This window comes from Bradyrhizobium sp. USDA 4473, from assembly GCF_054063335.1.
The window spans coordinates 8,026,355-8,051,551 of sequence record NZ_JBSSGE010000001.1 but is presented as its reverse complement, the minus strand read 5'-3'; the positions used below and the strand labels follow the sequence as shown (position 1 = coordinate 8,051,551).

At 65.2% G+C, this 25,197-nt stretch carries 24 protein-coding genes and 1 pseudogene; 20 read left to right on the top strand and 5 right to left on the bottom strand.

Going from position 1 to position 25,197, the window contains the following annotated elements:
- Positions 1-49 precede the first annotated feature (49 nt).
- Genes ACVW17_RS37715 through ACVW17_RS37700 form a run of 4 tightly spaced genes read left to right on the top strand, consistent with a single transcriptional unit; the run spans position 50 to position 3,451 of the window.
- Positions 50-1,174, top strand: coding sequence for a methionine ABC transporter ATP-binding protein (locus ACVW17_RS37715; RefSeq protein ID WP_456749836.1), 1,125 nt, complete (start codon positions 50-52; stop codon positions 1,172-1,174).
- A complete protein-coding gene (locus tag ACVW17_RS37710; protein WP_456749835.1) occupies positions 1,164-1,829 on the top strand; it encodes a methionine ABC transporter permease in 666 nt (221 codons plus the stop codon). The genes ACVW17_RS37715 and ACVW17_RS37710 overlap by 11 nt, the downstream gene beginning before the upstream one ends.
- A 21-nt stretch (positions 1,830-1,850) precedes the next feature.
- Complete coding sequence (locus ACVW17_RS37705; RefSeq protein ID WP_456749834.1) at positions 1,851-2,645, top strand: MetQ/NlpA family ABC transporter substrate-binding protein; 795 nt, start codon at positions 1,851-1,853, stop codon at positions 2,643-2,645.
- 29 nt (positions 2,646-2,674) lie between these two features.
- Positions 2,675-3,451, top strand: a complete 777-nt coding sequence (locus ACVW17_RS37700; RefSeq protein ID WP_456749833.1) for a MetQ/NlpA family ABC transporter substrate-binding protein — start codon at positions 2,675-2,677, stop codon at positions 3,449-3,451.
- 42 nt (positions 3,452-3,493) lie between these two features.
- Here ACVW17_RS37700 and ACVW17_RS37695 read toward each other — a convergent pair.
- A pseudogene (locus ACVW17_RS37695) lies at positions 3,494-4,896 on the bottom strand (LLM class flavin-dependent oxidoreductase).
- A 31-nt stretch (positions 4,897-4,927) separates the two neighbouring features.
- Between ACVW17_RS37695 and ACVW17_RS37690 the strand changes: the two are divergent.
- From ACVW17_RS37690 to ACVW17_RS37675, 4 genes are all read left to right on the top strand, one after another.
- Positions 4,928-5,080: a hypothetical protein gene (locus ACVW17_RS37690; protein WP_456749831.1), complete on the top strand. Its 153-nt coding sequence runs from the start codon at positions 4,928-4,930 to the stop codon at positions 5,078-5,080.
- Between the two features lie 231 nt (positions 5,081-5,311).
- Positions 5,312-6,637: an O-acetylhomoserine aminocarboxypropyltransferase/cysteine synthase family protein gene (locus ACVW17_RS37685; RefSeq protein ID WP_456749830.1), complete on the top strand. Its 1,326-nt coding sequence runs from the start codon at positions 5,312-5,314 to the stop codon at positions 6,635-6,637.
- Positions 6,638-6,670: 33 nt separating this feature from the next.
- Positions 6,671-7,468, top strand: a complete 798-nt coding sequence (locus ACVW17_RS37680) for a MetQ/NlpA family ABC transporter substrate-binding protein (RefSeq protein WP_456798882.1) — start codon at positions 6,671-6,673, stop codon at positions 7,466-7,468.
- 273 nt (positions 7,469-7,741) lie between these two features.
- Positions 7,742-8,395 carry a TetR family transcriptional regulator gene (locus ACVW17_RS37675; protein ID WP_456799028.1) on the top strand — a complete coding sequence of 218 codons (654 nt, stop codon included), beginning with the start codon at positions 7,742-7,744 and terminating at the stop codon, positions 8,393-8,395.
- A 4-nt stretch (positions 8,396-8,399) separates the two neighbouring features.
- On the opposite strand, the gene paaZ is transcribed toward ACVW17_RS37675, so the two are convergent.
- Both paaZ and ACVW17_RS37665 read right to left on the bottom strand, forming a co-directional pair.
- Positions 8,400-10,427, bottom strand: a complete 2,028-nt coding sequence (paaZ, locus tag ACVW17_RS37670; protein ID WP_456799027.1) for a phenylacetic acid degradation bifunctional protein PaaZ — start codon at positions 10,425-10,427, stop codon at positions 8,400-8,402.
- A gap of 99 nt (positions 10,428-10,526) precedes the next feature.
- Positions 10,527-10,685 carry a hypothetical protein gene (locus ACVW17_RS37665; protein ID WP_456749828.1) on the bottom strand — a complete coding sequence of 53 codons (159 nt, stop codon included), beginning with the start codon at positions 10,683-10,685 and terminating at the stop codon, positions 10,527-10,529.
- A 393-nt stretch (positions 10,686-11,078) separates the two neighbouring features.
- Between ACVW17_RS37665 and ACVW17_RS37660 the strand changes: the two genes are divergently transcribed.
- Complete coding sequence (locus ACVW17_RS37660; RefSeq protein WP_456798881.1) at positions 11,079-12,053, top strand: AraC family transcriptional regulator; 975 nt, start codon at positions 11,079-11,081, stop codon at positions 12,051-12,053.
- Between the two features lie 42 nt (positions 12,054-12,095).
- Here the strand turns inward: ACVW17_RS37660 and ACVW17_RS37655 are convergent, their stop codons facing one another.
- Positions 12,096-12,383 (bottom strand): hypothetical protein, encoded by a 288-nt coding sequence (locus ACVW17_RS37655; RefSeq protein WP_456749826.1) that lies wholly within the window; start codon positions 12,381-12,383, stop codon positions 12,096-12,098.
- A 240-nt stretch (positions 12,384-12,623) separates the two neighbouring features.
- Between ACVW17_RS37655 and ACVW17_RS37650 the strand changes: the two genes are divergently transcribed.
- The 7 genes from ACVW17_RS37650 to ACVW17_RS37620 all read left to right on the top strand — a co-directional run bounded on the left by ACVW17_RS37650 (position 12,624) and on the right by ACVW17_RS37620 (position 19,615).
- On the top strand, positions 12,624-13,637 hold the full coding sequence (locus ACVW17_RS37650; protein WP_456749825.1) for a DUF4424 domain-containing protein: 1,014 nt from the start codon (positions 12,624-12,626) through the stop codon (positions 13,635-13,637).
- A gap of 130 nt (positions 13,638-13,767) precedes the next feature.
- Positions 13,768-14,982 (top strand): acyl-CoA dehydrogenase family protein, encoded by a 1,215-nt coding sequence (locus ACVW17_RS37645; RefSeq protein ID WP_456798880.1) that lies wholly within the window; start codon positions 13,768-13,770, stop codon positions 14,980-14,982.
- 62 nt (positions 14,983-15,044) lie between these two features.
- Positions 15,045-15,206, top strand: coding sequence for a hypothetical protein (locus ACVW17_RS37640; RefSeq protein ID WP_456749823.1), 162 nt, complete (start codon positions 15,045-15,047; stop codon positions 15,204-15,206).
- A 234-nt stretch (positions 15,207-15,440) separates the two neighbouring features.
- A complete protein-coding gene (locus tag ACVW17_RS37635) occupies positions 15,441-16,562 on the top strand; it encodes a branched-chain amino acid ABC transporter substrate-binding protein (protein WP_456798879.1) in 1,122 nt (373 codons plus the stop codon).
- Positions 16,563-16,754: 192 nt separating this feature from the next.
- Complete coding sequence (locus tag ACVW17_RS37630; protein WP_456798878.1) at positions 16,755-17,804, top strand: hypothetical protein; 1,050 nt, start codon at positions 16,755-16,757, stop codon at positions 17,802-17,804.
- A gap of 62 nt (positions 17,805-17,866) precedes the next feature.
- Positions 17,867-18,724 carry an alpha/beta fold hydrolase gene (locus ACVW17_RS37625; RefSeq protein ID WP_456798877.1) on the top strand — a complete coding sequence of 286 codons (858 nt, stop codon included), beginning with the start codon at positions 17,867-17,869 and terminating at the stop codon, positions 18,722-18,724.
- 51 nt (positions 18,725-18,775) lie between these two features.
- A complete protein-coding gene (locus ACVW17_RS37620; RefSeq protein WP_456749819.1) occupies positions 18,776-19,615 on the top strand; it encodes a class I SAM-dependent methyltransferase in 840 nt (279 codons plus the stop codon).
- Positions 19,616-19,623: 8 nt separating this feature from the next.
- On the opposite strand, the gene ACVW17_RS37615 is transcribed toward ACVW17_RS37620, so the two are convergent.
- The gene (locus ACVW17_RS37615; RefSeq protein WP_456798876.1) at positions 19,624-20,202 is read right to left on the bottom strand and encodes a TetR/AcrR family transcriptional regulator; all 579 of its coding nucleotides are present in this window, start codon (positions 20,200-20,202) and stop codon (positions 19,624-19,626) included.
- Positions 20,203-20,284: 82 nt separating this feature from the next.
- Between ACVW17_RS37615 and ACVW17_RS37610 the strand changes: the two genes are divergently transcribed.
- The 4 genes from ACVW17_RS37610 (at position 20,285) to ACVW17_RS37595 (ending at position 25,102) form a co-directional block, all read left to right on the top strand.
- Complete coding sequence (locus tag ACVW17_RS37610) at positions 20,285-20,599, top strand: monooxygenase (protein ID WP_456798875.1); 315 nt, start codon at positions 20,285-20,287, stop codon at positions 20,597-20,599.
- A 155-nt stretch (positions 20,600-20,754) separates the two neighbouring features.
- Complete coding sequence (locus ACVW17_RS37605; RefSeq protein WP_456798874.1) at positions 20,755-21,801, top strand: aldo/keto reductase; 1,047 nt, start codon at positions 20,755-20,757, stop codon at positions 21,799-21,801.
- A complete protein-coding gene (locus ACVW17_RS37600; RefSeq protein ID WP_456749815.1) occupies positions 21,798-22,652 on the top strand; it encodes an amidohydrolase family protein in 855 nt (284 codons plus the stop codon). Before ACVW17_RS37605 ends, ACVW17_RS37600 begins: the two co-directional genes overlap by 4 nt.
- 110 nt (positions 22,653-22,762) lie before the next feature.
- The gene (locus tag ACVW17_RS37595; protein ID WP_456798873.1) at positions 22,763-25,102 is read left to right on the top strand and encodes a Tex family protein; all 2,340 of its coding nucleotides are present in this window, start codon (positions 22,763-22,765) and stop codon (positions 25,100-25,102) included.
- Positions 25,103-25,197: the final 95 nt, after the last annotated feature.

Here is a 25,197-nt window from a genome sequence, read left to right as displayed (position 1 = left end):
GTCCGGGCTGGCCCGGCGATCGAAGCCATCTGCCAATTGGACCGATTGAATGAATGTACATCAATCCCTGACGACGGCGCAGCCCGTTGCGCCGCTGCCGTCGATATCGCCGGCATCGGGCGCGGACGATGCGATGATCCGCTTCGAGGGCGTATCGAAAGTCTATCCGGCCTATCGCGACAAGCCGAGCGTGCATGCGTTGCAGGCGATCGATTTCGCGATCGCGCGCGGCTCGATCACCGGCGTGATCGGTCGTTCCGGTGCCGGCAAGTCGAGCCTGGTTCGCCTCATCAACGGGCTCGAGAAGCCGTCGACCGGCCGCGTCGTCGTCGATGGCAGCGAGATCTCCGCGCTGGCCGGCCGCGAGCTGCGCCTGGCGCAGCGCTCGATCGGCATGATCTTCCAGCATTTCAACCTGCTGTCGTCGCGGACGGCGGCGGATAATATCGCGCTGCCGCTCGAGATCGCCGGCTGGTCCAGGGCCGACATCGCGGTTCGCGTGGAAGAACTGCTCGCGCTCGTCGGCATCGCCGACAAATCCGACCGCTATCCCTCCGAACTGTCCGGCGGCCAGAAGCAGCGCATCGGGATCGCGCGCGCACTGGCGACGCGGCCGAAGGTGCTGCTGTCCGACGAGGCAACCTCGGCGCTCGACCCGCAGACGACGCGCGCGATCCTGGATCTGCTTGCCAATATCAATCGCGAGCTCGGTGTCACGATCGTGCTGATCACTCACGAGATGTCGGTTGTCCGCCAGCTCGCCAAGGAGGTCGCGGTGATCGACGGCGGCCATGTCGTCGAACGCGGCCATGTCGCCGACATCTTCACGCATCCCCGGCATCCGGTGACGCAGGCGTTCCTGTCCGAGGCGATCGGAGACAGCGTTCCGGTCTCGCTGACGAGCCGGCTATCGCCACAGCCGATTGTCGGCGGCAAGGCGGTTCTGCGCGTACAGGTGCGCGGCAGTGAGGCCGGCGACACGGTGGTGGCGCGTCTGTCGCGCGAGCTGGCTCATGACGTGGCACTGCTGTCGGCCAGGATCGACGAGATCGGCGGCCAGCACGTCGGCTCGCTGATCCTGGGCATTCCCGGCGGTGAAGCCGCCGCGAAGCAGGCCCTGGCCTATCTGTCTCAGCATGACCTTCTGGTGGAGCGTCTCGGCTATGTCGCGTGAACTCTTCAACCTGATCGTTCAGGCCACTGGCGAGAGCCTGTTCATGGTCTCGGTCGCGGCCCTGGTCGCGACCATATTGGGCCTGCCGCTCGGGATCTTCCTCGCCACCAGCAGGAAGGGCGAGTTGTTCGCGGCGCCGCCCGCCAACGGCATTCTCGGCGTGATCGTCAATGCTACGCGCTCGACCCCGTTCATCATCCTGGTGGTCGCGATCATTCCGTTCACGCGCCTGATCGCCGGCACTTCGATCGGCTCGGGTGCGGCGATCGTGCCGCTCACCATCGCGGCGACGCCGTTCATCGCCCGCCTGGTCGAGGCGGCGATCCGCGAGGTCGACGCCGGCCTGATCGAGACGGCATCTTCATTTGGTGCAAGCCCATTGCAGATCGTGTTCAAGGTCCTGATTCCGGAGGCGTTGCCGGGCCTGGTGCTGGCCCTGACGCTCGCCGTCGTCAGCCTGCTCGGCTACTCCGCGATGGTCGGGGCGGTCGGCGGCGGCGGTCTTGGCGACCTCGGCATTCGCTACGGCTATCAGCGCTTCATGCCTGAGATGATGCTGGCGGTCGTCGTCGTCCTGATCGCGCTGGTGCAGACCGTGCAGACCGCCGGGGACTATCTGGCGCGCCGCGTCAACCGCCGGCTGCGCAATCGCTGATCCCAAAGCCATTCCTGTTCCATGGAGACCAAGATGTTGTTTCGATCCTTTGTCGCGCTCACGAGCGCGATTGCGGTCTGGTCGACCGCGGCTGCGGCTGAAACGATCAAGATCGGCGTGACGCCGGGGCCGCATGCGCAGATCCTCGAGGCCGTGAAGCCGATTGCGGCCAAGAGCGGGCTCGATCTCCAGCTCATCGAGTTCTCCGACTATGTCGTGCCCAACGCCGCGCTCGACGCCGGCGACATCCAGGCCAATTCGTTTCAGAACCAGCCTTATCTCGACAACCAGAAAGCCGATCGCGGCTACAAGATCGAGCAGGTCGGGCTGACGGTCAATTTTCCGATCGGCATCTATTCACGCAAGCACAAGAGCTGGGCCGACCTGCCTGAGGGAGCCAAGGTCTCGATTCCGAACGATCCCACCAATGGCGGCCGCGCGCTGCTGCTGCTGCGCGACAAGGGTGCGATCAAGCTGAAGAGCGATGTCGGGTTCAAGCCGACCGTCATCGACATCATCGACAATCCCAAGAAGCTGAAATTCATCGAGGTCGACGCCGCCCAGGCGCCGCGCGCGCTCGACGACGTCGATGCGGCCGTCATCAACACCAACTATGCGACACAGGCCGGCCTCGATCCGGTCAAGGATCCGATCCTGCGCGAGGACCCGAAGGGACCCTATGTCAATCTGATCGCGGTCCGCTCCGCCGACAAGGACAAGCCGTGGGTCAAGATCCTGGTCGATAGCTATCACACGCCGGAGATCAAGGAGTTCGTCCTGACCAAGTTCAAGGGCGCGGTGTTGCCGAGCTGGTAATCGCCGATTCAGCTATCGAGGACAGACTGATGCGTATCCTGATGACCGCGCTCGCCGTTGCAGCGCTGTTGACCGGCGCGGCCAGGGCCGACACCATCCGGGTCGGCGTCACGGCCGGGCCCCACGCGGAAATCCTGGATGTCGTGAAGAAGGTGGCCGCCAGCCGCGGGCTCGACATCAAGGCGGTCGAATTCACCGACTATGTGATCCCGAACCAGGCGCTCGCGCTCGGGGACCTCGAGGCCAATTCATTCCAGCATGAGCCCTATCTGAAGAACCAGCTCTCCAAGACCGGCTGGAAGATCGTCAAGGTCGCCAACACCATCGCCTCCCCGCAGGGCGTCTACTCCCTGAAGTACAAGAAGCTTTCCGATCTGCCGGATGGCGCCCGGGTGGCGATCGCCAACGATCCGTCCAACGGCGCGCGCGGCTTGATGATCCTGGCGCTGCACGGCGTGATCAAGCTGAAGGAGCCGAACAACGTCGCCTCGACCATTGCCGATATCACCGACAATCCGAAGCAACTGCGCTTCGTCGAATTGGATGCCGCGCAGCTGCCGCGCGCGTTGCAGGACGTCGACCTGGTCTCGATCAACAACAACTATGCGGTTCAGGCCGGGCTCAATCCCGCCACCGACGCGATTGCGCGTGAGGCGGCGGATGGCCCCTGGGTCAACATCCTCGCCGTGCGTGAAGAGGACAAGGACAAGCCCTGGGTCAAGCAGCTGACCGACGCCTATCATTCCGACGAGGTGAAGGCATTCCTCGAGACGCGCTTCAAGGGCACCTATATCGCAACCTGGTGACGGGCGTTTGATTGCCGGTCACCGAGAGGTTCGCAAGTCACTCTATTCGGCGGCGTCAGCGCGCGTGGCCGAGGGCGAGCGACGGAAGCCGGCGCCGGGATGCGTGGCGTCAAGGTAGGGCCCGCGTCCGGGAAACAGCTTCTCGCGCAGCGTGCCTTCGCGATAGGCCGTCTTGTAGACCCCGCGCGATTGCAGTTCCGGCACCACCAGATCGACGAATGATGTCAGCGATTCCGGCGCGACCAGGCGGAACAGGTTGAAGCCGTCGACATCGGTTTCATCGACCCAGGCGATCAACTCGTCCGCCACGTCCTGCGGCGAGCCGACCACGAACGGTGAGCGCGCGCCGACCCGGCTCAGCGTTGCGAGATCGCCGACCTTGACCGGCTGGTCGCTGCGCACCGTGAAATTCTCGACCATCGAATGGATCGCGTTGCTCTCGACATATTGCACGGCCTGGTCCGGGCGATATTTCGAGAAATCGATGCCGGTCCATCCCGAGAGCAAGGCGAGCTGGCCGGCCTGATCGACATGCTCGGCGTAGTCCGCGAGCAGATCGTTGGCCTCGGCGCGCGCGTCGGTGCGACGATCACGGTCGCGCCAGCGAACAGGCGGATGTCATAGGGATCGCGTCCGAACTCCCCGGCGGCCTCCCTGATCTCGCGCGCGGCGCGGGCCAGGATCGGCTTGGTCTGGCCGTTGAGGAAGATCGCCTCCGCATGCCGGGCCGCGAAGGCGCGCCCGCGCTTTGAGGTTCCGGCCTGATACAGCAGCGGCGTGCGCTGTGGCGACGGTTCGGCGAGGTGGATGCCGTCGATCTGATAGTGACGCCCCTGGTGCCGCACCGGATGGATCTTTGCCGGATCGGTGAAGATCCGCGCCGCGCGGTCGCGGCGGACGGCGCCGTCCTCCCAGCTGCCTTCCCACAGCTTGTAGCTCGCCGTGAGAAATTCTTCGGCCGCCTCGTAACGCTCGTCATGCACGCGATTGGCCGCAAGGCCCATGCCGCGGGCACCGCTGTCGAGATAGCCGGTGACGATGTTCCAGCCGATCCGGCCGCGCGAGAGGTGATCGAGCGTCGAGAAGCGGCGGGCGAGCTGGTAGGGATGCTCGTAGGTGAGATTGGACGTGATGCCGAAGCCGAGATGCTTTGTCGCGTGTGCCATGGCGGAGACAAGCAAGGTCGGCTCGGCGTTCGGTAGTTGAACGGCGTGGCGCAGAGCGGTTTCGGGGCTGTTGCCGTAGACGTCGTAGATGCCGAACACGTCGGCCAGGAAGATGCCGTCGAGCAGGCCGCGTTCAGCCGTCCGGGCGTAGTCCACCCAATAGTCCAGTGTGTTGTAGTCGAGCGAGGTGTCGCGCGGATGCGACCACAGGCCCGCCCAGTTGTGGCTCGGCGCCATCATGTTGAACGCGTTGAAGCGAAGCTCTTTCGGTCTGGTCATCGCGCAGTTTCCGGCAATTGAGGACAGAGAGGTGATTTATCACGTCACCAGCGTGGCTTTATTTTCTATTCGGCGAAGCAGGATCAAAATCGTGCTCCGTCCCTGGTCCGGCGCAGCAGGGATTGGTCCGCTCGACGTCGTTGCATCGTTCAGGGTGACCGGCACGTCCGGCATGGCGCGCTGATTTGCCAACGCGATCGACGGGAAGATCAATGTGCCGGTGATCTGCTGAACGCGTGGGCGCAGCGAAACAAATGCAACGCGGCGGGGGCTCGAGCTGAAAAATTCGCGACGCCATCCGACGTGCGGCCAGCACGCGCATCGCTATTTTCGCCGACGTCTCGACAGCCGCGGCGTCGCTGCGCATCATCCGCTGCCTTTGATGCTGGGTCCATGGATTTCGGGAGATTTGGAAATGCCGATCGAAACCAAGAATGTCGAGACGCTCGCCCTGCACGGCGGTTCGTACCGGTCGGACCCGGCGACGGGCGCGGTGGCGGTTCCGATCTATCAGACGACATCCTATCAATTCGAGAGCACCGATCACGCATCGCGGCTGTTCGCGCTGGAGGCGCTCGGGCAGATTTACACCCGGATCAAGAACCCGACGGCCGACGCGTTCGAGGAACGGCTGGCGGCGCTGGAGGGCGGCGTGGCCGCGCTCGCCGTGGCGTCAGGCCAGTCAGCGACGGCTTACGCGATCTTCAACATCGCCCAGGCCGGCGACAACATCGTCTCGTCGACCGATCTCTATGGCGGCACCTGGACGCTGCTGTCGCAGACGCTGAAGCAGTTCGGCATCGAGGTTCGCTTCGTCGATCCGGCCGATCCGGAGAATTTCCGCCGCGCCACCGATGCGAAGACCCGGGCCTACTTTGCCGAGACCCTGCCGAACCCCAAGCTCAACGTATTTCCGATCCGGGAGGTTGCGGATATCGGGCGTTCGCTCGGCGTGCCGCTCATTCTCGACAATACGGCCGTGCCGCTGATCGCGCGCCCGTTCGATCATGGAGCGGCGATCGTGGTCTATTCCACCACGAAATATATCGGCGGCCATGGCACCTCGATCGGCGGCGCGATCATCGACGGCGGCAATTTCGATTGGGCGGCGCATGCGGAGCGCTTCCCGCTGCTGACGCAGCCGGACGATGCCTATCACGGCGCGATCTGGACCGAAGCCGCCAAGCCGCTCGGTCCGATCGCCTATATTCTCCGCGCGCGCGTCAAACTGCTGCGCGATCTCGGTGCCGCGATCGCGCCCCAGAACGCATTCCAGTTCATCCAGGGGCTGGAGACGCTGCCGCTGCGACTGCGCCAGCACAATGAGAACGCGATCAAGGTCGCGAACTTCCTGGCACGGCATCCCTCCGTCTCGCATGTGATCTTCCCCGGCCTGCAAAGCGGGGAGAACCGGCGCCGCGCCGATCTCTATCTCAACGGCGGCTATGGTGCGCTGGTCGGATTCGAGCTGAAGGGCGGCGTCGAGGCCGGCCGTCGCTTCATCGATGCGCTGAAACTGTTCTATCACGTCGCCAACATCGGCGATGCGCGGTCGCTGGCGATCCACCCGGCATCGACCACCCATCAGCAGCTCAGCGCCGAGGAGCAGCTCGCGGCCGGCGTGACGCCCGGCTACATCCGGCTGTCGGTCGGCATCGAGCACCCCGACGACATCCTCGCCGACCTCACCCAGGCATTGGCTCAGGCCGAGGCCGGCGGCAGCAGCCGCAAGGCGGCCTGATCGATCCCCGACAACGGAGTTGAAACCGAGACCATGAAGACATTGTTGTGCTTGGCGCAGGCGGCCGGGGTGCTGCTTGCCATGACTGCGGCCGCTGTTGCCGACGAACCGCTCAAGATCGCGACCAGTGCGGGGCCGGTCGGTCAGCTGGCGGCGTTTGCCGCCAAGCTTGCCAAGGACAAGGGCCAGGACGTCAAGATCGTCGAGCTGTCGGACTGGGTCGCGCTGAACGAGGTGGTGAACAGCGGCGATGTCGACGCCAACCTGTTCCAGCACGCGACGTATCTCGCGATCCAGAACAAGCAGCGCGGCTTCAATTTGATCCAGGTCGACAAGGTCGGCGTGATCGCGCCGGTCGGGTTGTTCTCGAAGAAGATCAAGTCGCTCGACGAGATCAAGTCCGGCGACAGCGTCGCGATCCCGAACGAGCCGCTCAACGGCGCGCGCGGCCTGATCCTGCTCGAACGTGCCGGGCTGATCAAGCTGGCGCCGGGCAAGGGCTTTTCTGTCAGCCGGTTCGACATCATCGACAACCCGAAGAACCTGAAGATCGTCGAGCTCGATCCGGCGCAGACCTACCGGTCGCTCGACGACGTCACGCTGGCGCTGGTCAACATCACCTATCTGATCCCGGCCGGCGGCGATCCGAAGTCGGCGCTGGTGATCGACCGTACGGTGGACGAGGGCCTCGTGCTGCGCTTCACCGCGCGACCGGACAAGAAGGACGATCCGCGCCTGAAGGCCTTCATCCAGGTCTTCAACTCGCCGGAGGTCAAGCACTTCATCGAGGAGAAGCTGCCGGCGTTCATTCCGGCGGGCTTCAGCAGTTAGAGCCGTGTGAGGCGGGGGGACGCGGCCAGGCCCTCAATGCGTTTTGCATTGGGGGCCTTCGCTCGTCTGGAGCGTTTTCAAGCGAAGTGAGTACCGGTTCACGTAACGAAAGCGCGTCAAACAGGAATTTGGGACCGCGAGACAGAGACGCTATTCCAACTCAGCCATGGAATTGTCCGACCGGATGGTCAATAAATGATGGTTCGAATGCGGCCCGGTGCAAGCTGGACCGTGGCTCCCAACTTTCACGGCCGGCTGGTGGAACGGAACGACATGGCCCGATCGCGCGCCAAGGACTATGACGACAAGCGCCTCTCGATGCTGCATCGCGCAGCCGAGCTGTTCGCCGCCTCGGGATATGTCGGCACCTCGATGAACACCATCGCCGATGCCTGCGGGGTCTCGAAGGCGCTGCTGTATCACTATTATCCCGATAAGGAAGCGATCCTGTTCGATCTTCTGTCCTCGCATCTCGAAAAGCTGGTGGCGGCGGTTCGCAAGGCGAGTGCGTCGGCCGGCGATCCGATCGAGCGTTTCAGGGCGATCGTTGCGACCCTGCTCGAGCTCTACCGGCATGCCGACGCCGAGCATCAGGTACAGATCGCAAGCCTCCGGCTGCTGCCGACGGAGAAGCAGCAGCCGCTGCTTGCGAGCGAGCGGATCCTGGTCGGGATCATGTCGGATGCGCTCGCCGCGGCAGTGCCGGCGGCGAAGCAGAAGCGCGTCCTCAAGCCGCTGACGATGAGCGTCTTCGGCATGCTGAACTGGCATTACATGTGGTTTCGCGAGGGCGGGCCGATGACCCGCGCGGAATATGCCGACTTCGTCGCGCAGCTGGTGCTGGCTGGTACGGAGGAGGCGGCCGCGACCCGGCCGCGCGGCAAAGCGAAACCGGCCGGCCGCAGCCGGCAGGTCGAGTTGCGCTGAAGATTTAAGCGCGCATCGCGTTCATCGTCAGCAGTTCGTAGGTCGCCGCGGTCTCGCCGGTGCCGGTGGTGATCTCGACGTCCCAGCGCACCTCGCCATACTGCTTGTTGCGCGGCGTCTTCTCCTTTGCGGTCAGCCGGACCTGGATTGATTCTCCCGGCTGGACCGGTTTCACGAAGCGCAGCGTATCGAGACCGTAATTCGCCAGCACCGGGCCGTAGTCGGGATCGACGAACAGGCCGGCGGCAAACGACAGCAGCAGATAGCCATGCGCGACCCGGCCAGGGAAGAACGGGTGCCCCTTGGTCGCCTCCTCGTCCATATGGGCGTAGAAGGTGTCGCCGGTGAAATGCGCGAAGTGTTCGATGTCGTCGAGCGTGATCTGCCGCGCTTTCGAGACCAGCGTGCGGCCGATCTCGAGATCATCGTAGTGATAGCGGAACGGGTGCAGGTCGCCTTCGAGCACCGGACTGCCCTTGAACCAGCGGCCGGTGGCGCCGCTCAGCATGCGAGGCGAGCCCTGTAATGCGGTGCGCTGCATGTAGTGCTGCAGGCTGCGGATGCCGCCGAGCTCCTCGCCGCCGCCGGCGCGGCCCGGGCCGCCGTGAACCATCTGCGGCATCGGTGAGCCGTGTCCGGTGTGCTCGCTCGCGCAATCGCGGTCGATGATCGCGACGCGGCCGTGGAAACTGCCGATGCCGAACGCAAGCTCGGTCGCGGTCGGGATGTCGTGCGTGTAGACCGACGCGACCAGGCTGCCGCCGCCGCGATTGGTCAGCGCGACGGCCTGGTCGAGATCGTCATAGCCCATCACGGTGCTAACCGGCCCGAACGCCTCGATCTCGTGCACCGCGGTCGCAGCGAGCGGCTTCGCGCAGTGCAGCAGCAGCGGCGGAACGAAGGCGCCGCGCGTCGCGTCGGCGTCGACCAGCGGGAAATTATCGGGATCGCCGGCCACCAGTTCAGCCTCGGCGCGCAGCCGGGCCACATGGGCAAGCACATCGCTGCGCTGGGCGAGACCGACCAGCGGCCCCATCCTGACCTTGTCGTTTGCGGGATTGCCGATCGTGACCTTTGCGAGGCGCTCGCGCAACGCGGTGATGACGGCATCGAGCTGCGCTGCCGGCGCCAGCGCGCGGCGGATCGCGGTGCATTTCTGCCCGGCCTTGACCGTCATCTCCTTCGCCACTTCCTTGATGAAGAGGTCGAACTCCGGACTTCCCGGCACTGCGTCCGGCGCGAGGATCGCTGCATTGAGCGAATCCCGCTCGGCGATGAACCGGACAGCTTCGCGCGCGATCACCGGATGGCGTTGCAGCCTCTGTGACGTGTCGGCCGAGCCCGTGAACGACACCACGTCCTGGCAGGTGAGGTGGTCGAACAGATCGCCGGTCGATCCGACGATGAATTGCAGCACGCCTTCCGGCAGCACGCCGGATTCGGTGATCATCCGCACCAGCTCGTAGGCGACATAGGAAGTGACTGTCGCCGGCTTGGTGACGACGGGAACGCCGGCGAGCAGCGCGGGCGCCAGCTTCTCCAGCATGCCCCAGCACGGGAAGTTGAACGCGTTGATATGAACGGCAACGCCGTGCAATGGCGTCACGATATGCTGGCCGGCGAACGCGCCGCCCTTGGAGAGCCCCTCGACATTGCCGTCGAGCAGGAATTTGCTGTTCGGCAGCTCGCGGCGTCCCTTGCTGGCATAGGCGAACAAGGTGCCGATGCCGCCATCGACGTCGATCATCGCGTCGGTGCGGGTCGCGCCCGCATGCAGCGACAGTTTGTAGAGCCGGTCCTTGTGCTGGCTCAGCGTGTCGGCCAGCGCCTTCAGCAGGCCGGCACGCTGGTGGAACGACAGTTTCCGGAGATTCTTGCCGCCGACCGTGCGGCCATAGGCCAGGATCTCGCGCATGTCGAGATCGCTCCGCGTCGCGAGCGCCACCACGTCGCCGGTCACGGCACTGTGAATCTCGGCGGCGGGTTCGCCTGCGCCGGACCACTTTCCGCGAACGAAGCTGTCGAGCTTCATGACGCTGTCCGCGTCGCTGGATTGAGGCTGTGTCATCGAACTGGACCCCTCTGACTCATGATCAATGTTGCGTCTTGCCTTGCCGGCGGAACGTTCAATCTAGACTCTTCCGGTGAAACCAGGTGCGCGCCTTTCAAGAACGGCAGGAACGCCTTCGGTGTCGTCAACCGGGCGGCCCGCACGTCCTTGCAGGTCGCGCTCGCGTTCGAGTTGAGCGTGTTGGTCGCGGATATCGGTCAACACCAGCTCGCTGACCATGATGGCCTCCCGTTGCGCCTTCTATGAGCGAAGGTCGCATGACCTGCGACCGGATTACTATTGACCGTCCGGTCAGTCAATTATAATTATCCTCGTGCTGCAGTGTGGAGAGCCTCTTCGGGCTTATCGGAGCGAGGACAATTTTAGTCCCGATCACGAATCCGGGCGCGACAAACCCACATCAAGATCGACGCGATGTCGCTCGCTGCACCAGGCCGCGTATTTGAGACGCTTATGCGCACGCTTGACAGTTGTCCGATGAGCTATCGGCGAAACCCGGAAAAGGTTCACGTCTACGGCCGCGCTGCATGGTCGCCATGATCGGCGTGTACTGCCACAAATCGGCCTTATATGACCGGCGACTTCCGCCGCCATGAGGGCGAGCCGATGACAATGCAGTCGGGCGATATGACGGGGTTCCGGTTCTCGACCGCGCATTTCGGCGTGCGCGACCGCTTGCCGATCTTCCGTGAGCAGATCGGGCGGATGATCGTGAAGCTCGATCCGGAGCCGCTCGATGACGGCGCGTTCCATGCCGAAGCGAATGTGCGCGAGTTGCCGGGGCTCGGCGTCGGATCCTGGGCGTGCAGCAATCTCAGGATTGCGCGACCGCGCGAATTGCTCGACGGCAATGACGACCTCGTGCTGACGATCATCACAAGCGGCAACGTGCGCGCGTCCCAGCGGGGCCGCGACATCGAGCTCAGCCCTGGTCAGGCCGTGCTGCAGTCGAGCGCGGAAGCCGGCAACATGGTGGTCCCGGTGGCACCGAGCCGCTTCGTCGGCCTCCGGCTGCCGCGCAAGGTGCTTGCCTCGCTGGTTCGCGACCCCGAAGACATGCTGATCCGCCCGCTGCCGGCGAACATCGAAGCGATGCGGCTGCTTGCGCTCTACATCAGGGAGCTCGACGACAGCTACCAGTTGTCGACGCCCGAACTGCGGCATGCGGTCGTCAAGCATCTGACCGATCTCGGTGCGTTGATCATCGGCGCCAATCGCGATGCGGCGGGGGGCGCGGAAGATGGCGGGCTGGCGGCCGCGCGGCTGGCCGCGGTCAAGGCCGACATCAATGCCAATCTCGGCTATGGCGACCTCACGCTGCCGGCGGTGGCGGCGCGGCTGAAGCTGACGCCGCGCCATATCCAGCGGCTGTTCGAAAACGCAGGCTCGACATTCTCGGAATTCGTGCTCGGCCAGCGGCTGGCGCGCGCGCATCATTTGCTGACCGATCCGCGCCACAGCCGCAGCACCATCGGCACGATTGCGTTCGAAGTCGGGTTCGGCGATCTCTCCTACTTCAACCGCACCTTCCGCCGGCACTACGGCGCGACGCCATCGGATATCCGCGCGGTGCCGCGGCGTCCCTGACCGGGCGTCGCGCCTCTTGGCCGAGGTCGCGCGGTGTGTGGCCTACGGCTCGCCGCAACCAGGCACCCGCCGGATCCATTCGATCAGCCGCCCGTGACGCTCCGCGGACAGCGTCCGCTCATTCGCGCACATCAACATGGCGGCGCACGCGGCCTCCGGTTCGGCAGGCCAGGCGATGCTGCCGTCGATCGCGCCGTCGCATTTGAGATAGGCGTTCTTCGCATCCCAGCGGATCGCGCTTTCGGGCGCGGCTGTCGCAGCAGCCGTCGCGATCAGCGCAGCTCCGATCAACAGCAACAATCGGGGTGTCCGCCGATATGTTCCGCGCATGCCGCTTCTCCATCGTGATGAAGGTCGTCGACGATACAATAGCGTCCAACGCGAGCGATCATTAGCGGGCAGCCCGTCGGCATACAACTTTGTCGCCGGGCAGCCACGCGACGAATTCGATTCACATCAGCAATCGATGTCGCATATGTCCAAATCAGTGTCGCATTCGTCCGTGCGGCATATCCGCTGAGTCCATAAAAGGCAGCTTTCGTCTTCGCGACAGGAAGAGGATTTGTCACCATGCCTCCGATCGCCAAACGGGCTTTTCTGGTCCTGCTTGCCGGGCTGATGCCCTGGTGTGTGCGGGCGAACGACACGTCCGCCGCGCTGGAAACCGGCGGCCTGCGCTTCAAGCAGGACCCCGATATCGTGATGCGCTCGGAGGATCTGTTCATCTCCGAAAAGCAGATCCGGATCGTCTACCGCTTCTTCAATACCTCGACCGCCGACAAGACCATCATGATCGCGTTCCCGATGCCCGATATTGTCAGCAAGGAAGCCGATGAGAATATCGGGCTCCCGACCGACGATCCCGAGAACATCTTTGATTTCCGCGTCACTGTCGACGGCAAGCCGGCCGCGCCGCATCTCGAGCAGACCGCGCTGGCGAACGACGTCGACCAGACGGCGCTGCTGCGGAAGCTCGGGATTCCGTTAATGCCGATCAGGGGTCCCGCGGGCCAACTGCTCGACAAACTGCCGAAATCGAATTGGCCGGAACTGGTCAAGCTCGGTGTCGGTGCCATCGAAACCTACGGATCGGGCGGCCCGATGCAGGATCATCTGGTGCCGACCTGGACGTTGCGCTCGGCCTATACCTGGACTCAGACTTTCCCCGCGGGCCGGGAGATCACCTTCGAGCAAACCTACCGTCCGAGCGTCGGTGGCTCCGTGCAGACCATCATCGGCGCCGACAACTGGCGCGGCAATCCGGAAGCGCCGGCGTTGCTTGCTTCATACTGCATCGACGATGACCTGATCCGCACCATCGAGCGGGCGCGTGTGACGAGGCGGGCGCCCTATCCGCCGTTCAGCGAGCGGTCGATCGCCTATGTGCTCTCGACCGGTGCCAACTGGGCGGCACCGATCGGCGACTTCCATCTCACCATCGACAAGGGTGAGCCGAATAATTTAGTCAGCTTCTGTGCCGATGGCGTCAAGAAGACCGGGCCGACCCGCTTCGAGGTCCGCCATTCGAACTTCAGGCCGTCGCGAGACCTGAAGATTGTCATCTTCGTTCCGAATCCGAATTAGCGCGCGCAGGCAATGCAGTGGTCGCGTGATGTCGCATGCGTCCCATTCCCCGTCGCATCCGTCCGAGCCGCGCATCATTGCCGCGCCTAAGCGCGGGGCGGTTCACCGATAGCAATCCGCGAGGCCAGCAATGACTGACACCATCACGTCACCGTTCGTCGATGCTGCCGCGGCGCTCGCACCGCTGGTTCTGGCATCGGCGCAGGAGAGTGAGCGGTCGCGGCGGCTGCCTGTTCCGCTTGTTGAGGCGATAGCGCAGGCCGGGCTGTTCCGGCTCTGGATTCCACGCGCCATCGGCGGCGAGGAGGCCGACCCGATGACCCTCGTTCGGGTGGTCGAGGAGATCGCGCGCGCCGACGGTGCCGCGGGCTGGTGCATGGCCATCGGCGGCATCTATGGCGTGTTCGGCGGCTATCTCGCAAAGGACGCCGCGCGCGATATCTATGGCAGCGATCCGCTGGTCCGAACCGCGGGCGCCTTGCGGCCGTTTGGCACGGCGACCGTCGTCGATGGCGGTTATCGCGTTTCAGGCCGCTGGCCGCTTGGAAGCGGCTGTCAGCACTCCGGCTGGATGATCGGCAACTGCCGGATCTTCGACGGGGATCAACCGCGCTTGCATCCCGACGGCACCCCGGTGATGCGCTTCATGCTGTTTCCGACCGCGCAATGCGAGATCATCGACACCTGGAACAGCATCGGGCTGCGCGGCACGGGCAGTCATGACTATGCGATCGCGGATGCCTTCGTGCCGTCCGCACGGTCGCTCTCGTTTCGCGAACCGCCGGTCGAGCAGGGGCCGCTCTACGCGCTTCCGACCATCGCATTGTTCGGGGCGGCGCTCGCGGCCGTGCCGCTCGGCATCGCCCGCCACGCGATCGACATCCTGGTCGAGCTTGTCGGGCGAAAGATCGCATCGCGCACGCGCAAGCTGCTCGGCGAGGACGCGCTGGTCCAGGCCGACCTCGGACGGGCCGAGGCCTTGCTGGGCTCGGGACGGGCTTTCCTCTACGGCACGCTGGCCGAGGCGTGGCAGGCCGTCAGTGCCGGCAAGCCGCTCAGCACTGCCGAGCGCGCCACGCTGTGGCTGGCATCGACCCATGCAGCGAATACGGCCAAGCAGGCGACCGAGCTGATGTTCGGTGCCGGCGGCTCGGCATCGGTGGACGTGAGCTGCGGGCTCGAACGCTGCGTGCGCGACGTCCATGCTGCCGTCCAGCATCTCGCTTTGATGCCGGCCAACTATCAGATGGCCGGCGCGGCGTATCTCGGCGCGGATATGCGGTCGACGCCCCTGCTGTTCTCGGATGATCGCGGCGATGCAGGTCGCTTACCCCTCGTTCAGTGAGCGATCGATTGCCTATGTGCTCTCGAACCAGCGCCGTTGCTCACCGCCACACCGATGCCGATTTGCCGACGCGACAGAGAATCAACCTCGCGGTCTCGACGCAATGGGGCGCGATCAAGGTCGGCGGCTCCTATGAGATCGAGCTGAAGGGCGCGGTCGAGGCGGCGGCACCGGTCGGCGCCGGCGTCAAGCCGGCAGAGCCCGAGCCGCTGGTGCGGCCATGATCGAACGACCATCAGCTCTGTGCGGTCGCGCACGCAGGATGATTCCAGGCGCCAATGCACGGCAACGTGTTTCACATTGTTGCCCGATGTCGCATATGTCCAATCCCCCGTCGCCCCAGTCCGAGCCTGCTTGCCATCGCGCGCATAAAAGGCAGCCCCCGGTGATCGTCGCAGCCGGCGACCTGAGTCGATTGCGATGCATTGAGGCGACTTGAGACCATCGAGGAGAATGTGATGACGTTTGCACTTCGAGAATATTGTCTTGCGCTCGGCGTGAGCCTGGCCTTGTCGGGCGCGGCCATGGCACAGGATATCAGTGTCGCCGTGGTCGGACCGATGACCGGCTCGGAGGCGAGCTTCGGCCAGCAGTTCAAGAACGGCGCCGACCTCGCTATTGCCGACATCAATGCGGCGGGCGGCGTGCTCGGCAAGAAGCTGAAGCTGGAAGTCGGCGACGATGCCTGCGATCCGAAGCAGGCGGTGTCGGTTGCCGAGAAGATGGCAGGCGCGAAGATTCCGTTCGTCGTCGGGCACTTCTGCTCGTCGACCTCGATCCCCGCCTCGGACGCGTATGCCGAGGGCAACGTGCTCGAGATCACGCCCGGCTCGACCAACCCGCTGTTCACCGAGCGCGGGCTCTGGAACACGTTCCGCGTCTGCGGCCGGGACGACCAGCAGGGCATGGTCGCGGCCGCCTATATCATCAAGAACTACAAGACCAAGAACGTCGCGATCATCCACGACAAGACGACCTACGGCAAAGGCCTGGCCGACGAGACCAAGAACGCCATCAAAGCGGCGGGCGTGAAGGAAAAGCTCTATGAGGCCTACACCAAGGGCGACAAGGATTTCGCCGCGCTGGTGTCCCGCTTCAAGAAGGAATCGATCGATTTCGTCTATGTCGGCGGCTACTATGCCGAGGCCGCGTTGATCCTGCGCCAGATGCGCGAGCAGGGCGTCAATGCGGTGCTGATGGGCGGCGACGCCCTGGTCGACAAGCAGTTCGCCGCGATCGCGGGGCCGCTTGCCGAGGGCTCGTTGTTCACCTTCTCGCCCGATCCGCGCAAGAAGGTGACCGCAGCGGCGACCTTGAAGAAGTTCAAGGACAAGGGCATCGATCCCGACGGCTACACGCTCTACAGCTATGCCGCGTTCCAGATCTGGAGCCAGGCCGCCACCCGCGCCCAGACCACGGATGCCAAGAAGGTCGCTGCCGCCATCAAGGCCGGAAGCTGGGACACCGTGCTCGGCAACATCAGTTACACGCCGAAGGGTGACATCACGCTGATCGACTACGTCGTGTACCGCCGCGACAAGGACGGCAACTACGCCGAGCTGCCGGCCGCCGGCCAATGATCGCTGGCCGCGACATCGGCTCACCTCCCTGATCGATGTCGCGGCCGTGCCGGCTCACAGCGCCAACGGACCAACCCTCTGCCAGCCCCGGAGGTGTTGGCGCTGTGACGCCAGGCGGGTCCACCACCGATTGATTTCCCCAACGACTGCCAACGCCTGACGTCGTTCGACGGCAACGGAAGAGAGCAACACGTGTCTGACATGAGTCTCAGCAATGGCGGCGGTCGTTCTGGCGAATGGCGCGCCGCGGGGCAATACCAGGCATCTTCCCAGGGATCTCCTCAAGGCCCTTCCCATTCCTATCCGCTGCTGGTGCGCGATCACGGTCTTGGCACCGCGCTGAAGCTGCTGCTCGAGACTCTGCCTTATGCGCTGGCGCGATGGGGCGTGTTGCTGGGTTTTGCCGCGGCGTGCGCGGTCTGGGCCATCGTCGCGGTCGGCGGCGCGGTATGGCTCGGCACCCACGTCGCCAGCGTGTTCGGCTATTGCTGGCTGCTCGGCATCCTGCTGCTCGGCGGATGGATCTGGGGTGCCATCCTGCGCTACACGCTGCACATGATCGCCTGCGGCCACGTCGCCGTGCTGACCGAGCTGATCACGCATGGCCGTGTCGGCAACGGCAGCGAAGGGCAGTTCGCCTATGGCCGGCGGATCGTGATGGACCGCTTCGGCGAGGTCGCGGTTCTGTTCGGGCTCAACGCGCTGATCCGCGCCGTGCTCCGCGCGTTTCACAATGCGCTCGATACGCTCGGCGAATGGCTGCCGGCGCCCGGCATGAAGGCGATCGTCGGTCTGCTCAACACCATCCTGTCGGCCGCGACGCGCTATCTGGACAAGGTGGTGCTGTCCTACGATCTGGCGCGCGGCGGCGACGATCCCAGGCGCAACATCCAGGATGGCCTGGTCTATTATTGCCAGAACGCCAAGCCGATCCTGACCACGTCGGTCTGGATGGTGATCGTCGAGCGGATCCTGAGCATCCTGCTCTGCATGCTGCTGCTGGTCCCGGCCGGCGTGCTGACGGTCTGGCTGCCGGAGGCGATCAGGGAATATGGCGCCCTGGTCACCGTGTTCATCGCGGCTCTGCTGGCGGTGACGGTGCGCGCGGCGTTCATCCAGCCGCTGTTCCTGATCTGCATGATGATCCGCTTCCACGCGCTGATCGAGAATCAGCCGATCAATTCGACCTGGGTCGGTTATCTCGACGGCTTGTCCGACAAGTTCCGGCAGATCGCGCGCTGAGATCGGTCGAACCCCGCGCGGGCCGAGCTGCTGCTGATCGAATTTTGCAACGGAGATTTCTGGTGACCGACATCACGCTCGACAATGCCGGCCTCAGGCTTGCTGCTTCGGTTGGCGGCCCCGTGGACGGTGAGCCGATCCTGTTCCTGCACGGGCTGTCGTTGAGCCGGGATACATGGCAGGAGATCGGTGGCCGGCTCAGCGATCGATATCGGGTCTGGACGCTGGATTTCCGGGGCCATGGCCACTCGGACAGGGCTGCAAGCTACGCGCTCGCCGACTATGTGTCGGATGCGCGGACCGCGTTGGCCGCGATCGGGCGCCCGGCGGTGATCGTCGGGCACTCGCTCGGCGGCTGCGTTGCCGGCGTGCTGGCGCAGCGCGGCGATGCCAATGTCCGCGCCGTCTTCCTCGAGGATCCGCCGTGGTATCTCGGGCAACCCGGCGAGTGGGAGAAGTCCGCCTTCCCGAAGCTGTTCTCGATCGTCAGCGCGCGTCAGGCCGCGTGGCAGCAGGCACGCGCACCGCTCGGCACATACCTGGCGTTCCTTGCCGACTCGCCGACGCCGATGGGCGGGATCGGCCGCGATCATTTCAGCTCCCGTCATTTGTTGAGCCATGCGTCAGCGCTGCAGCGGCAGGACGGGCGGTGCTGGGCCGACGGCAACGTCGCGGGCTCCGTCCTTGCGGCGATTCCGACCGAGCGGGAATTCCTGTGCCCGGTGAGGATTGTTCAGGCCGATCCCGGATGTGGGGCGGCCTTTCTGCCGGACCATGATGCTCGGCTCGCGCACGCCAATCCGCGTGCCGACATCGTTCGCTATGCGGGTTGCGGCCATTCACCCCATCGCGCCATCGCGTTCGAGCAGCGCTTTGCGGCGGATCTGCAAGGCTTCTTGTCGAGCCTGTCGTCGCAGTGAGCAGGGGGCGCGATCCTGCACGTGACAATCACAACCGAAGGCGGGTACGCCATGCAAGAGACGTCCGGCTACGATCCGAACTACGTGATGGGACGCTCGACCGCGGAGACCGACCGGCTCAAGCGACAGTCGCAGCTCTACGATGCGTCGACATGGCAGCTCCTGAGGGAGGCCGGGATCACGCACGGCATGAAGGTGCTCGATGTCGGCAGCGGAGCCGGCAACGTCTCCTTCATCGCCGCAGGTCTGGTCGGGAAGAGTGGGGCGGTCGTCGGCGTCGACAGCAATCCCGCCATCGTCGCGGAGGCCGCGAGCGCGGCGCGCGCGTTCGGCCTGAGCCAGGTCTCGTTTCGGATCGGCGACATCAGCACGATCGAATTGGAGCGCGATTTCGATGCGGTGGTCGGCCGACTGGTGCTGATCTATGTGAAGGATCCCGCGGCGCTGCTTCGGCAACTGCTCGGGCACGTCAAGCCCGGCGGCATCGTGGCGTTCCAGGACCTCGATTGGGGCGAGGGGCCGATCGCCAGCCCGCCGTCACCGCTGTTGTCGCAGTCCTGGGCCACTGTGAAGGAGATGTTCACCCGGGCCGGATTGAACAACCGGATGGGATTGTCGTTGCACCGTGCCCTGGTGGCGGCAGGACTTCCCGCGCCGCGCATGAGCCTGTTCGCGCCGGCCGGAGGCGGGGCGGATTTCGACGGCTACGACTACATGGCGAGCGGCCTGCGCAGCAACCTGCCGCACATCGTCAAGCTCGGCGTCGCCACCGAAGCCGAGCTGGCGCTGGACAGTTTTGCCGAACGCCTGCGCAGCGAAGTGGTTGCCATGGATGGCGTGTTTGCGTTGCCGACCTTCGTCGGCGCGTGGTCGCGCAAGCCGCGGGGTTGAACGCTGGCTCAGCGAGGGCTGGTCACCGCCTCGATGAACGTCGCGGCCAGATCCCGCAATTGCTTGCGGCTGTAGCCGGCGCGCTCCATCACTGCCAATCCGCGCGTGAACGTCACGATCACCCGCGCCAGCCGATTGGCGTCGGCCGCACTCCGCTTGTCCGGCGCCCGGCCGATCGCCTTGCCGATCAACTGTTCGAGCTGTGTGAGCACGCCCTGCACGCGCTGGCGCACATCTGCGCTTGAGATCGCCGCATCGAGCGCGGTGCGCGTGGTCAGGCAGCCGCGCGGCGGCGAGCCGTCGGTCATGTTGACGATGATCATGTCGAACAAGGCCTTGAGCCCGGTCGCCGCATCGCCCTGCGCCAGCGCGTTGCCGGCCGCGTCCAGGAACTGCTCGGCATAGCGATCGAAGGCGCGCAGGAAGATCGCTTCCTTGTCGCCATAGGCGTTGTAGAGGCTGCCGCGCTGCACCCCGGTTGCCGCGGCGAGATCCTGCATGGTCGCGTCGTGCAGGCCCTTGCGCCAGAACACGTCGAGCGCGGTCGCGACCACCTCGTCCTCGTCAAACTGACGTACGCCGACCATGTCTGCTCGCTCCACTGATCATTCTTGACATCATTGTCAATATTAACAATAATGTCAAGGATAATGCCCCAGGGAGCTTCGAATGATCACCGCCGTCACCACGTTCAGATTGCCCAAGCCGATCACGCGCGAGGAAGCGCGCAGCATCTTCCTGAGCACCGCGTCGATCTATCGGGGCGTCCAGGGGTTGTTTCGCAAGACCTATCTGCTGTCCGAGGACGGCATGACCGCCGGCGGGATCTACTTCTGGAACTCGAGGCAGGAGGCGGAAGCGCTGTACACCGATGCATGGCGCGCCCGCGCCCGCGACAGGTACGGCGCCGATCCGACGGTCAGCTATTTCGAGAGTCCTGTCGTGGTCGACAACGTCGCCGAGCAGGTTCTTTCCGACGCGTAAGGCGCAGTGCCGCCGGACTTTCGGCCGTTGCGGAACCTTCGGCCCCTGACCTGATCACGAGCGTCGCTCATGGGAGGCGCCACGCGCTTCGGCTTGTGTGTGGCGTGCCGGCGAGGCTAGTCTCTCTGCAAGCAAGAAGACTGCAGGGAGCCACCATGGTCAACCAATACCAATCTTCAAATCCAGCACCGGCACTGCCACGCCGCAGGCTCGGCCGCACCGGGCTCGATGTTTCCATCCTCGGCTTCGGCACCGCGCCGCTCGGCGATCTGTTCGCGCGGCTCGACGACAATGCGGCGATCGCGGCAGCGGAGCGGGCGTTTGCGCTCGGGGTCAATCTGCTGGATTCCTCGCCGCTGTATGGCCACGGCCTCGCCGAGCACCGCAGCGGCACCGCGCTGCGCCGCGTGGCGCGCGACGATATCGTCGTCTGCACCAAGGTCGGGCGCTGGATGGACCCGTTCCACGGCCGCGGCGACGGTTCGAATTTCGTCGGCGGCGCGCCGCATCGCGCGGTGGTCGATTATTCCTATGACGGCACCATGCGCTCGGTGGAGCAGTCGCTGCTGCGGCTCGGCACCGATCGCATCGACCTGCTCCTGATCCACGACGTCGACGTCTGGACCCACGGCGCCGACGCGATCGAGGCGCGGTTTCGCGAAGCCATGGAGGGCGCCTATGTCGCGCTCGACAAGCTGCGCGCCGAGCGCGTGGTCAAGGGCATCGGGATCGGCGTCAACGAGGCCGACATGTGCGTGCGCTTCGCCAAGGCCGGAACATTCGACACCATGCTGCTTGCCGGCCGCTACTCATTGCTGGAGCAGCCGGCGCTGGCCGAATTCCTGCCGCTGGCGGAGCAGCAGGGCATCGGCATGATGCTGGGCGGCGTGTTCAATTCCGGCATCCTGGCGACCGGCGCGGTGGCCGGCGCCAAGTATAACTACAAGGACGCGCCGCCGGACGTGATGCAGAAGGTCGCCGCGATCGAGCGCGTCTGCCGCGCCCATGGCGTGGCGCTGCCGACCGCCGCGCTGCATTTCGCGCTGGGCCATCCGGCGGTCGCAAGCCTCGTGCTCGGCGCGCAGACCCCGCAGGAGGTGGAGCGCAACGTCGCCGCCTTGTCGTCACCGGTGCCCGCGGCATTGTGGAGCGATTTGAAAGCCGAGGGGCTGCTCGACCAGCATGCGCCGGTGCCGGCATGATGCGGATCGACGCCCATCAGCATGTCTGGACCTTGGCACGCGCGGATTACGGCTGGTTGACGCCCGAGCGCGGTCCGATCTACCGCGACTTCGGCCTGGCCGATCTCGCGCCGCATCTTGCCGCCGCCGGGATCGACGGCACGATCCTGGTGCAGGCCGCGCCGACCGAAGCCGAGACGGCGTTCATGCTCGACGTCGCCAAGGGCGCCGAGCAGGTGCGCGGCGTGGTGGGCTGGATCGACTTCGACGCGCCCGATGCCGCGGCACGCGTCGACGCCGTCGCCGGGCGCGAGCTGCTCGTCGGCCTGCGGCCGATGGTGCAGGACATCGCCGATGACGACTGGCTGTTGCGGCCGGAGCTCGCCGCGCCGCTCGAGGCCATGGCGCGGCATGATCTGGTGTTCGACGCGCTGGTGCTGCCGCGCCATTTTCCGCGGCTGATCCAGCTGGTCGATCGGCATCCGGATCTGCAATTCGTGCTCGATCATTTCGGCAAGCCGCAACTTGCCACCGGCGACATCGCGCCCTGGAAGGACGACATCGCAAAGCTGGCAACCCGATCCAACGTGGTCTGCAAGCTGTCGGGGCTGGCAACCGAGGCGGCGCCGAACTGGCAGGTCAGGGATTTGCGCGAGGCGGTCGATCATGCGCTGGCCTGCTTCGGGCCGCAGCGGATGCTGTGGGGCAGCGACTGGCCGGTGGTCAATCTCGCCGGCGGCTATGCGCAATGGTTCGCGGCCGCCGAGAGCCTGCTGGCTGATTTGTCAAGTGACGCGAAGGCTGCAATTTTCGGCGGCAATGCGGCGCGCATCTATTTGTCAAGCCGCGGCCGGCCGGCATCCCTGAAATAGATTGCCGGCCGCGCCTCATTTGATCCACAGCGCGCCTTGATGAATCAATCCGGGATGGTTCATAAGCGGCGTCCGCGCCATGTGCGGCGCGACGATTCAGAGAGACGAGCGTGGCAAAGATTCATCATCAGATTGCGCAGGAGCTTGGGGTTCGCGACGAGCAGGTCGAGGCGGCGGTGACGCTGCTCGACGGCGGCGCCACGGTGCCGTTCATCGCGCGCTACCGCAAGGAGCTCACCGGCGCGCTCGATGACGCGCAGCTGCGCACGCTGGAAGAGCGGCTGACCTATCTGCGCGAGCTCGAGGAGCGCCGCACTGCGGTGCTCAATTCGATTCGCGAGCAGGGTAAGCTCGATGCCGCGCTCGAAGCCCAGATCATGGCCGCCGACAGCAAAGGCCGTCTGGAAGACATCTATCTGCCGTACAAGCCGAAGCGTCGCACCAAGGCCGAGATCGCCAAGGAGGCCGGGCTCGAGCCGCTCGCCGATCAGCTGCTGACGCAGCCGCAAAACGATCCGAACGAGGCCGCCGCGCCCTTCGTCAACGCCGAGAAGCAGGTCGCCGACGTCGCCGCTGCGTTGGACGGTGCCCGCGCCATCCTGGTCGAGCGCTTCGCCGAGGATGCCGACCTGATCGGCGCGCTGCGCGAGGAGATGTGGTCGAACGGCATCATGGCCTCGACCGTCCGCACCGGCAAGAAGACCGAAGGCGAGAAGTTCAAGGACTATTTCGATTTCTCCGAGCCGCTGCCGAAGCTGCCGTCGCACCGCATCCTGGCGCTGTTCCGCGGTGAGAAGGAGGAAATCCTCGACCTCGCGATCAAGCCGGAAGCGCAAGAGCCCGTGGCCGGCGTGCCCGGCCGGTACGAGCTCCGGATCATGAACCGCTTTGCGATCTCCAACCAGGGCCGCAAGGGCGACAAATGGCTGACCGAGACGGTGCGCTGGGCCTGGCGCACCAAGATCCAGATCCATCTCAATATCGATCTGCGGCTGCGGCTGTGGACCGCGGCCGAGACCGAGGCGGTGCGCGTGTTCGCCTCCAACCTGCGCGATCTCTTGCTCGCGGCTCCGGCCGGTCCGCGCGCCACCATGGGGCTCGATCCCGGCTATCGTACCGGCGTCAAGGTCGCGGTGATCGATGCGACCGGCAAGGTGGTGGCGCACACCGCGATCTTCCCGCACGAGCCGCAGCGGCGCTGGGACGAGGCGCTCGCCATTCTCGGCAAGCTCGCGATCGAGCATGGCGTCGAGCTGATCGCGATCGGCAACGGCACCGCCTCGCGCGAGACCGACAAGCTCGCCGCCGAGCTCGTGAAGCGGCTGCCCGAGCGCAAGATGACCAAGATCGTGGTCTCAGAGGCCGGCGCGTCGGTCTATTCGGCCTCCGCCTTCGCCTCGAACGAATTGCCCGACCTCGACGTCACCATTCGCGGCGCGGTCTCGATCGCGCGACGCCTGCAGGATCCGCTCGCCGAGCTGGTCAAGATCGATCCGAAGGCGATCGGCGTCGGTCAGTACCAGCACGATCTCGGCGAGGCCAAGCTGGCGCGCTCGCTCGATGCGGTGGTGGAAGATTGCGTGAACGCGGTCGGCGTCGATGCCAATACCGCTTCGGTGCCGCTGCTCTCGCGGGTGTCGGGCATCGGCGCGGGACTGGCGCAGAGCATCGTGCAGCATCGCGACGCCAACGGTCCGTTCAAGTCGCGCAAGGCGCTGAAGGACGTGCCGCGGCTCGGGCCGAAGGCGTTCGAGCAGTGCGCCGGCTTCCTGCGCATCAGCAATGGCGAAGACCCGCTCGATTCGTCCGGCGTGCATCCGGAAGCCTATCCGGTGGTGCGCCGCATCCTCGAGGCGACCAAGAGCGACATCAAGGCGCTGATCGGCAATGCCGACGTGGTGCGTGGGCTGAAGCCGCAATCCTTCGTCGACGACACCTTCGGTCTGCCGACCGTCACCGACATTCTGCGCGAATTGGAAAAGCCCGGCCGCGACCCGCGTCCGGCGTTCAAGGCGGCGGTGTTCAAGGAAGGCGTCGAGGAGGTCAAGGACCTCAAGAAGGGCATGATCCTCGAGGGCACCGTGACCAACGTCGCGGCGTTCGGCGCCTTCGTCGATATCGGCGTGCACCAGGACGGGCTGGTGCACATCTCGGCGATGTCGCGCAATTTCATCAAGGACCCGCGCGAGGTGGTGAAGCCTGGCGACATCGTCAAGGTCAAGGTTTTGGACGTCGAGGTCGCGCGCAAGCGCATCGCGCTGACCTTGCGGCTTGACGACGAGATCGGGCCGAAGAAGGACAATGCGGGACCGTCGCGCGATTTGTCGCGCGGCTCGGCCAAGATGACATCGTCCGCGCCGCGCCGCCCGCAGGAGCAGGCCGGTGGCGGCGCGCTCGCCGACGCGCTGCGTCGCGCGGCCGAGAAGAGCGGGCGCGGCAAGCCGACCTGAGCCGCGGTGGTGCCATCAGCCAACTCGCGGCGATTGCAGAACAGGGGCGGATGACGCTTCGCGGATCCGCCCCGGTCGTCTGCCATGGTGGCCTG

Bases quoted from the DNA above. Each gene is read 5' to 3' on its own strand.
- ACVW17_RS37715 (WP_456749836.1), top strand. From the start codon at position 50: ATGAATGTACATCAATCCCTGACGACGGCGCAGCCCGTTGCGCCGCTG.
- ACVW17_RS37710 (WP_456749835.1), top strand. From the start codon at position 1,164: ATGTCGCGTGAACTCTTCAACCTGATCGTTCAGGCCACTGGCGAGAGC.
- ACVW17_RS37705 (WP_456749834.1), top strand. From the start codon at position 1,851: ATGGAGACCAAGATGTTGTTTCGATCCTTTGTCGCGCTCACGAGCGCG.
- ACVW17_RS37700 (WP_456749833.1), top strand. From the start codon at position 2,675: ATGCGTATCCTGATGACCGCGCTCGCCGTTGCAGCGCTGTTGACCGGC.
- ACVW17_RS37685 (WP_456749830.1), top strand. From the start codon at position 5,312: ATGCCGATCGAAACCAAGAATGTCGAGACGCTCGCCCTGCACGGCGGT.
- ACVW17_RS37680 (WP_456798882.1), top strand. From the start codon at position 6,671: ATGAAGACATTGTTGTGCTTGGCGCAGGCGGCCGGGGTGCTGCTTGCC.
- ACVW17_RS37675 (WP_456799028.1), top strand. From the start codon at position 7,742: ATGGCCCGATCGCGCGCCAAGGACTATGACGACAAGCGCCTCTCGATG.
- paaZ (WP_456799027.1), bottom strand. From the start codon at position 10,427: ATGAAGCTCGACAGCTTCGTTCGCGGAAAGTGGTCCGGCGCAGGCGAA.
- ACVW17_RS37665 (WP_456749828.1), bottom strand. From the start codon at position 10,685: ATGGTCAGCGAGCTGGTGTTGACCGATATCCGCGACCAACACGCTCAA.
- ACVW17_RS37660 (WP_456798881.1), top strand. From the start codon at position 11,079: ATGCAGTCGGGCGATATGACGGGGTTCCGGTTCTCGACCGCGCATTTC.
- ACVW17_RS37655 (WP_456749826.1), bottom strand. From the start codon at position 12,383: ATGCGCGGAACATATCGGCGGACACCCCGATTGTTGCTGTTGATCGGA.
- ACVW17_RS37650 (WP_456749825.1), top strand. From the start codon at position 12,624: ATGCCTCCGATCGCCAAACGGGCTTTTCTGGTCCTGCTTGCCGGGCTG.
- ACVW17_RS37645 (WP_456798880.1), top strand. From the start codon at position 13,768: ATGACTGACACCATCACGTCACCGTTCGTCGATGCTGCCGCGGCGCTC.
- ACVW17_RS37635 (WP_456798879.1), top strand. From the start codon at position 15,441: ATGACGTTTGCACTTCGAGAATATTGTCTTGCGCTCGGCGTGAGCCTG.
- ACVW17_RS37620 (WP_456749819.1), top strand. From the start codon at position 18,776: ATGCAAGAGACGTCCGGCTACGATCCGAACTACGTGATGGGACGCTCG.
- ACVW17_RS37615 (WP_456798876.1), bottom strand. From the start codon at position 20,202: ATGGTCGGCGTACGTCAGTTTGACGAGGACGAGGTGGTCGCGACCGCG.
- ACVW17_RS37610 (WP_456798875.1), top strand. From the start codon at position 20,285: ATGATCACCGCCGTCACCACGTTCAGATTGCCCAAGCCGATCACGCGC.
- ACVW17_RS37605 (WP_456798874.1), top strand. From the start codon at position 20,755: ATGGTCAACCAATACCAATCTTCAAATCCAGCACCGGCACTGCCACGC.
- ACVW17_RS37600 (WP_456749815.1), top strand. From the start codon at position 21,798: ATGATGCGGATCGACGCCCATCAGCATGTCTGGACCTTGGCACGCGCG.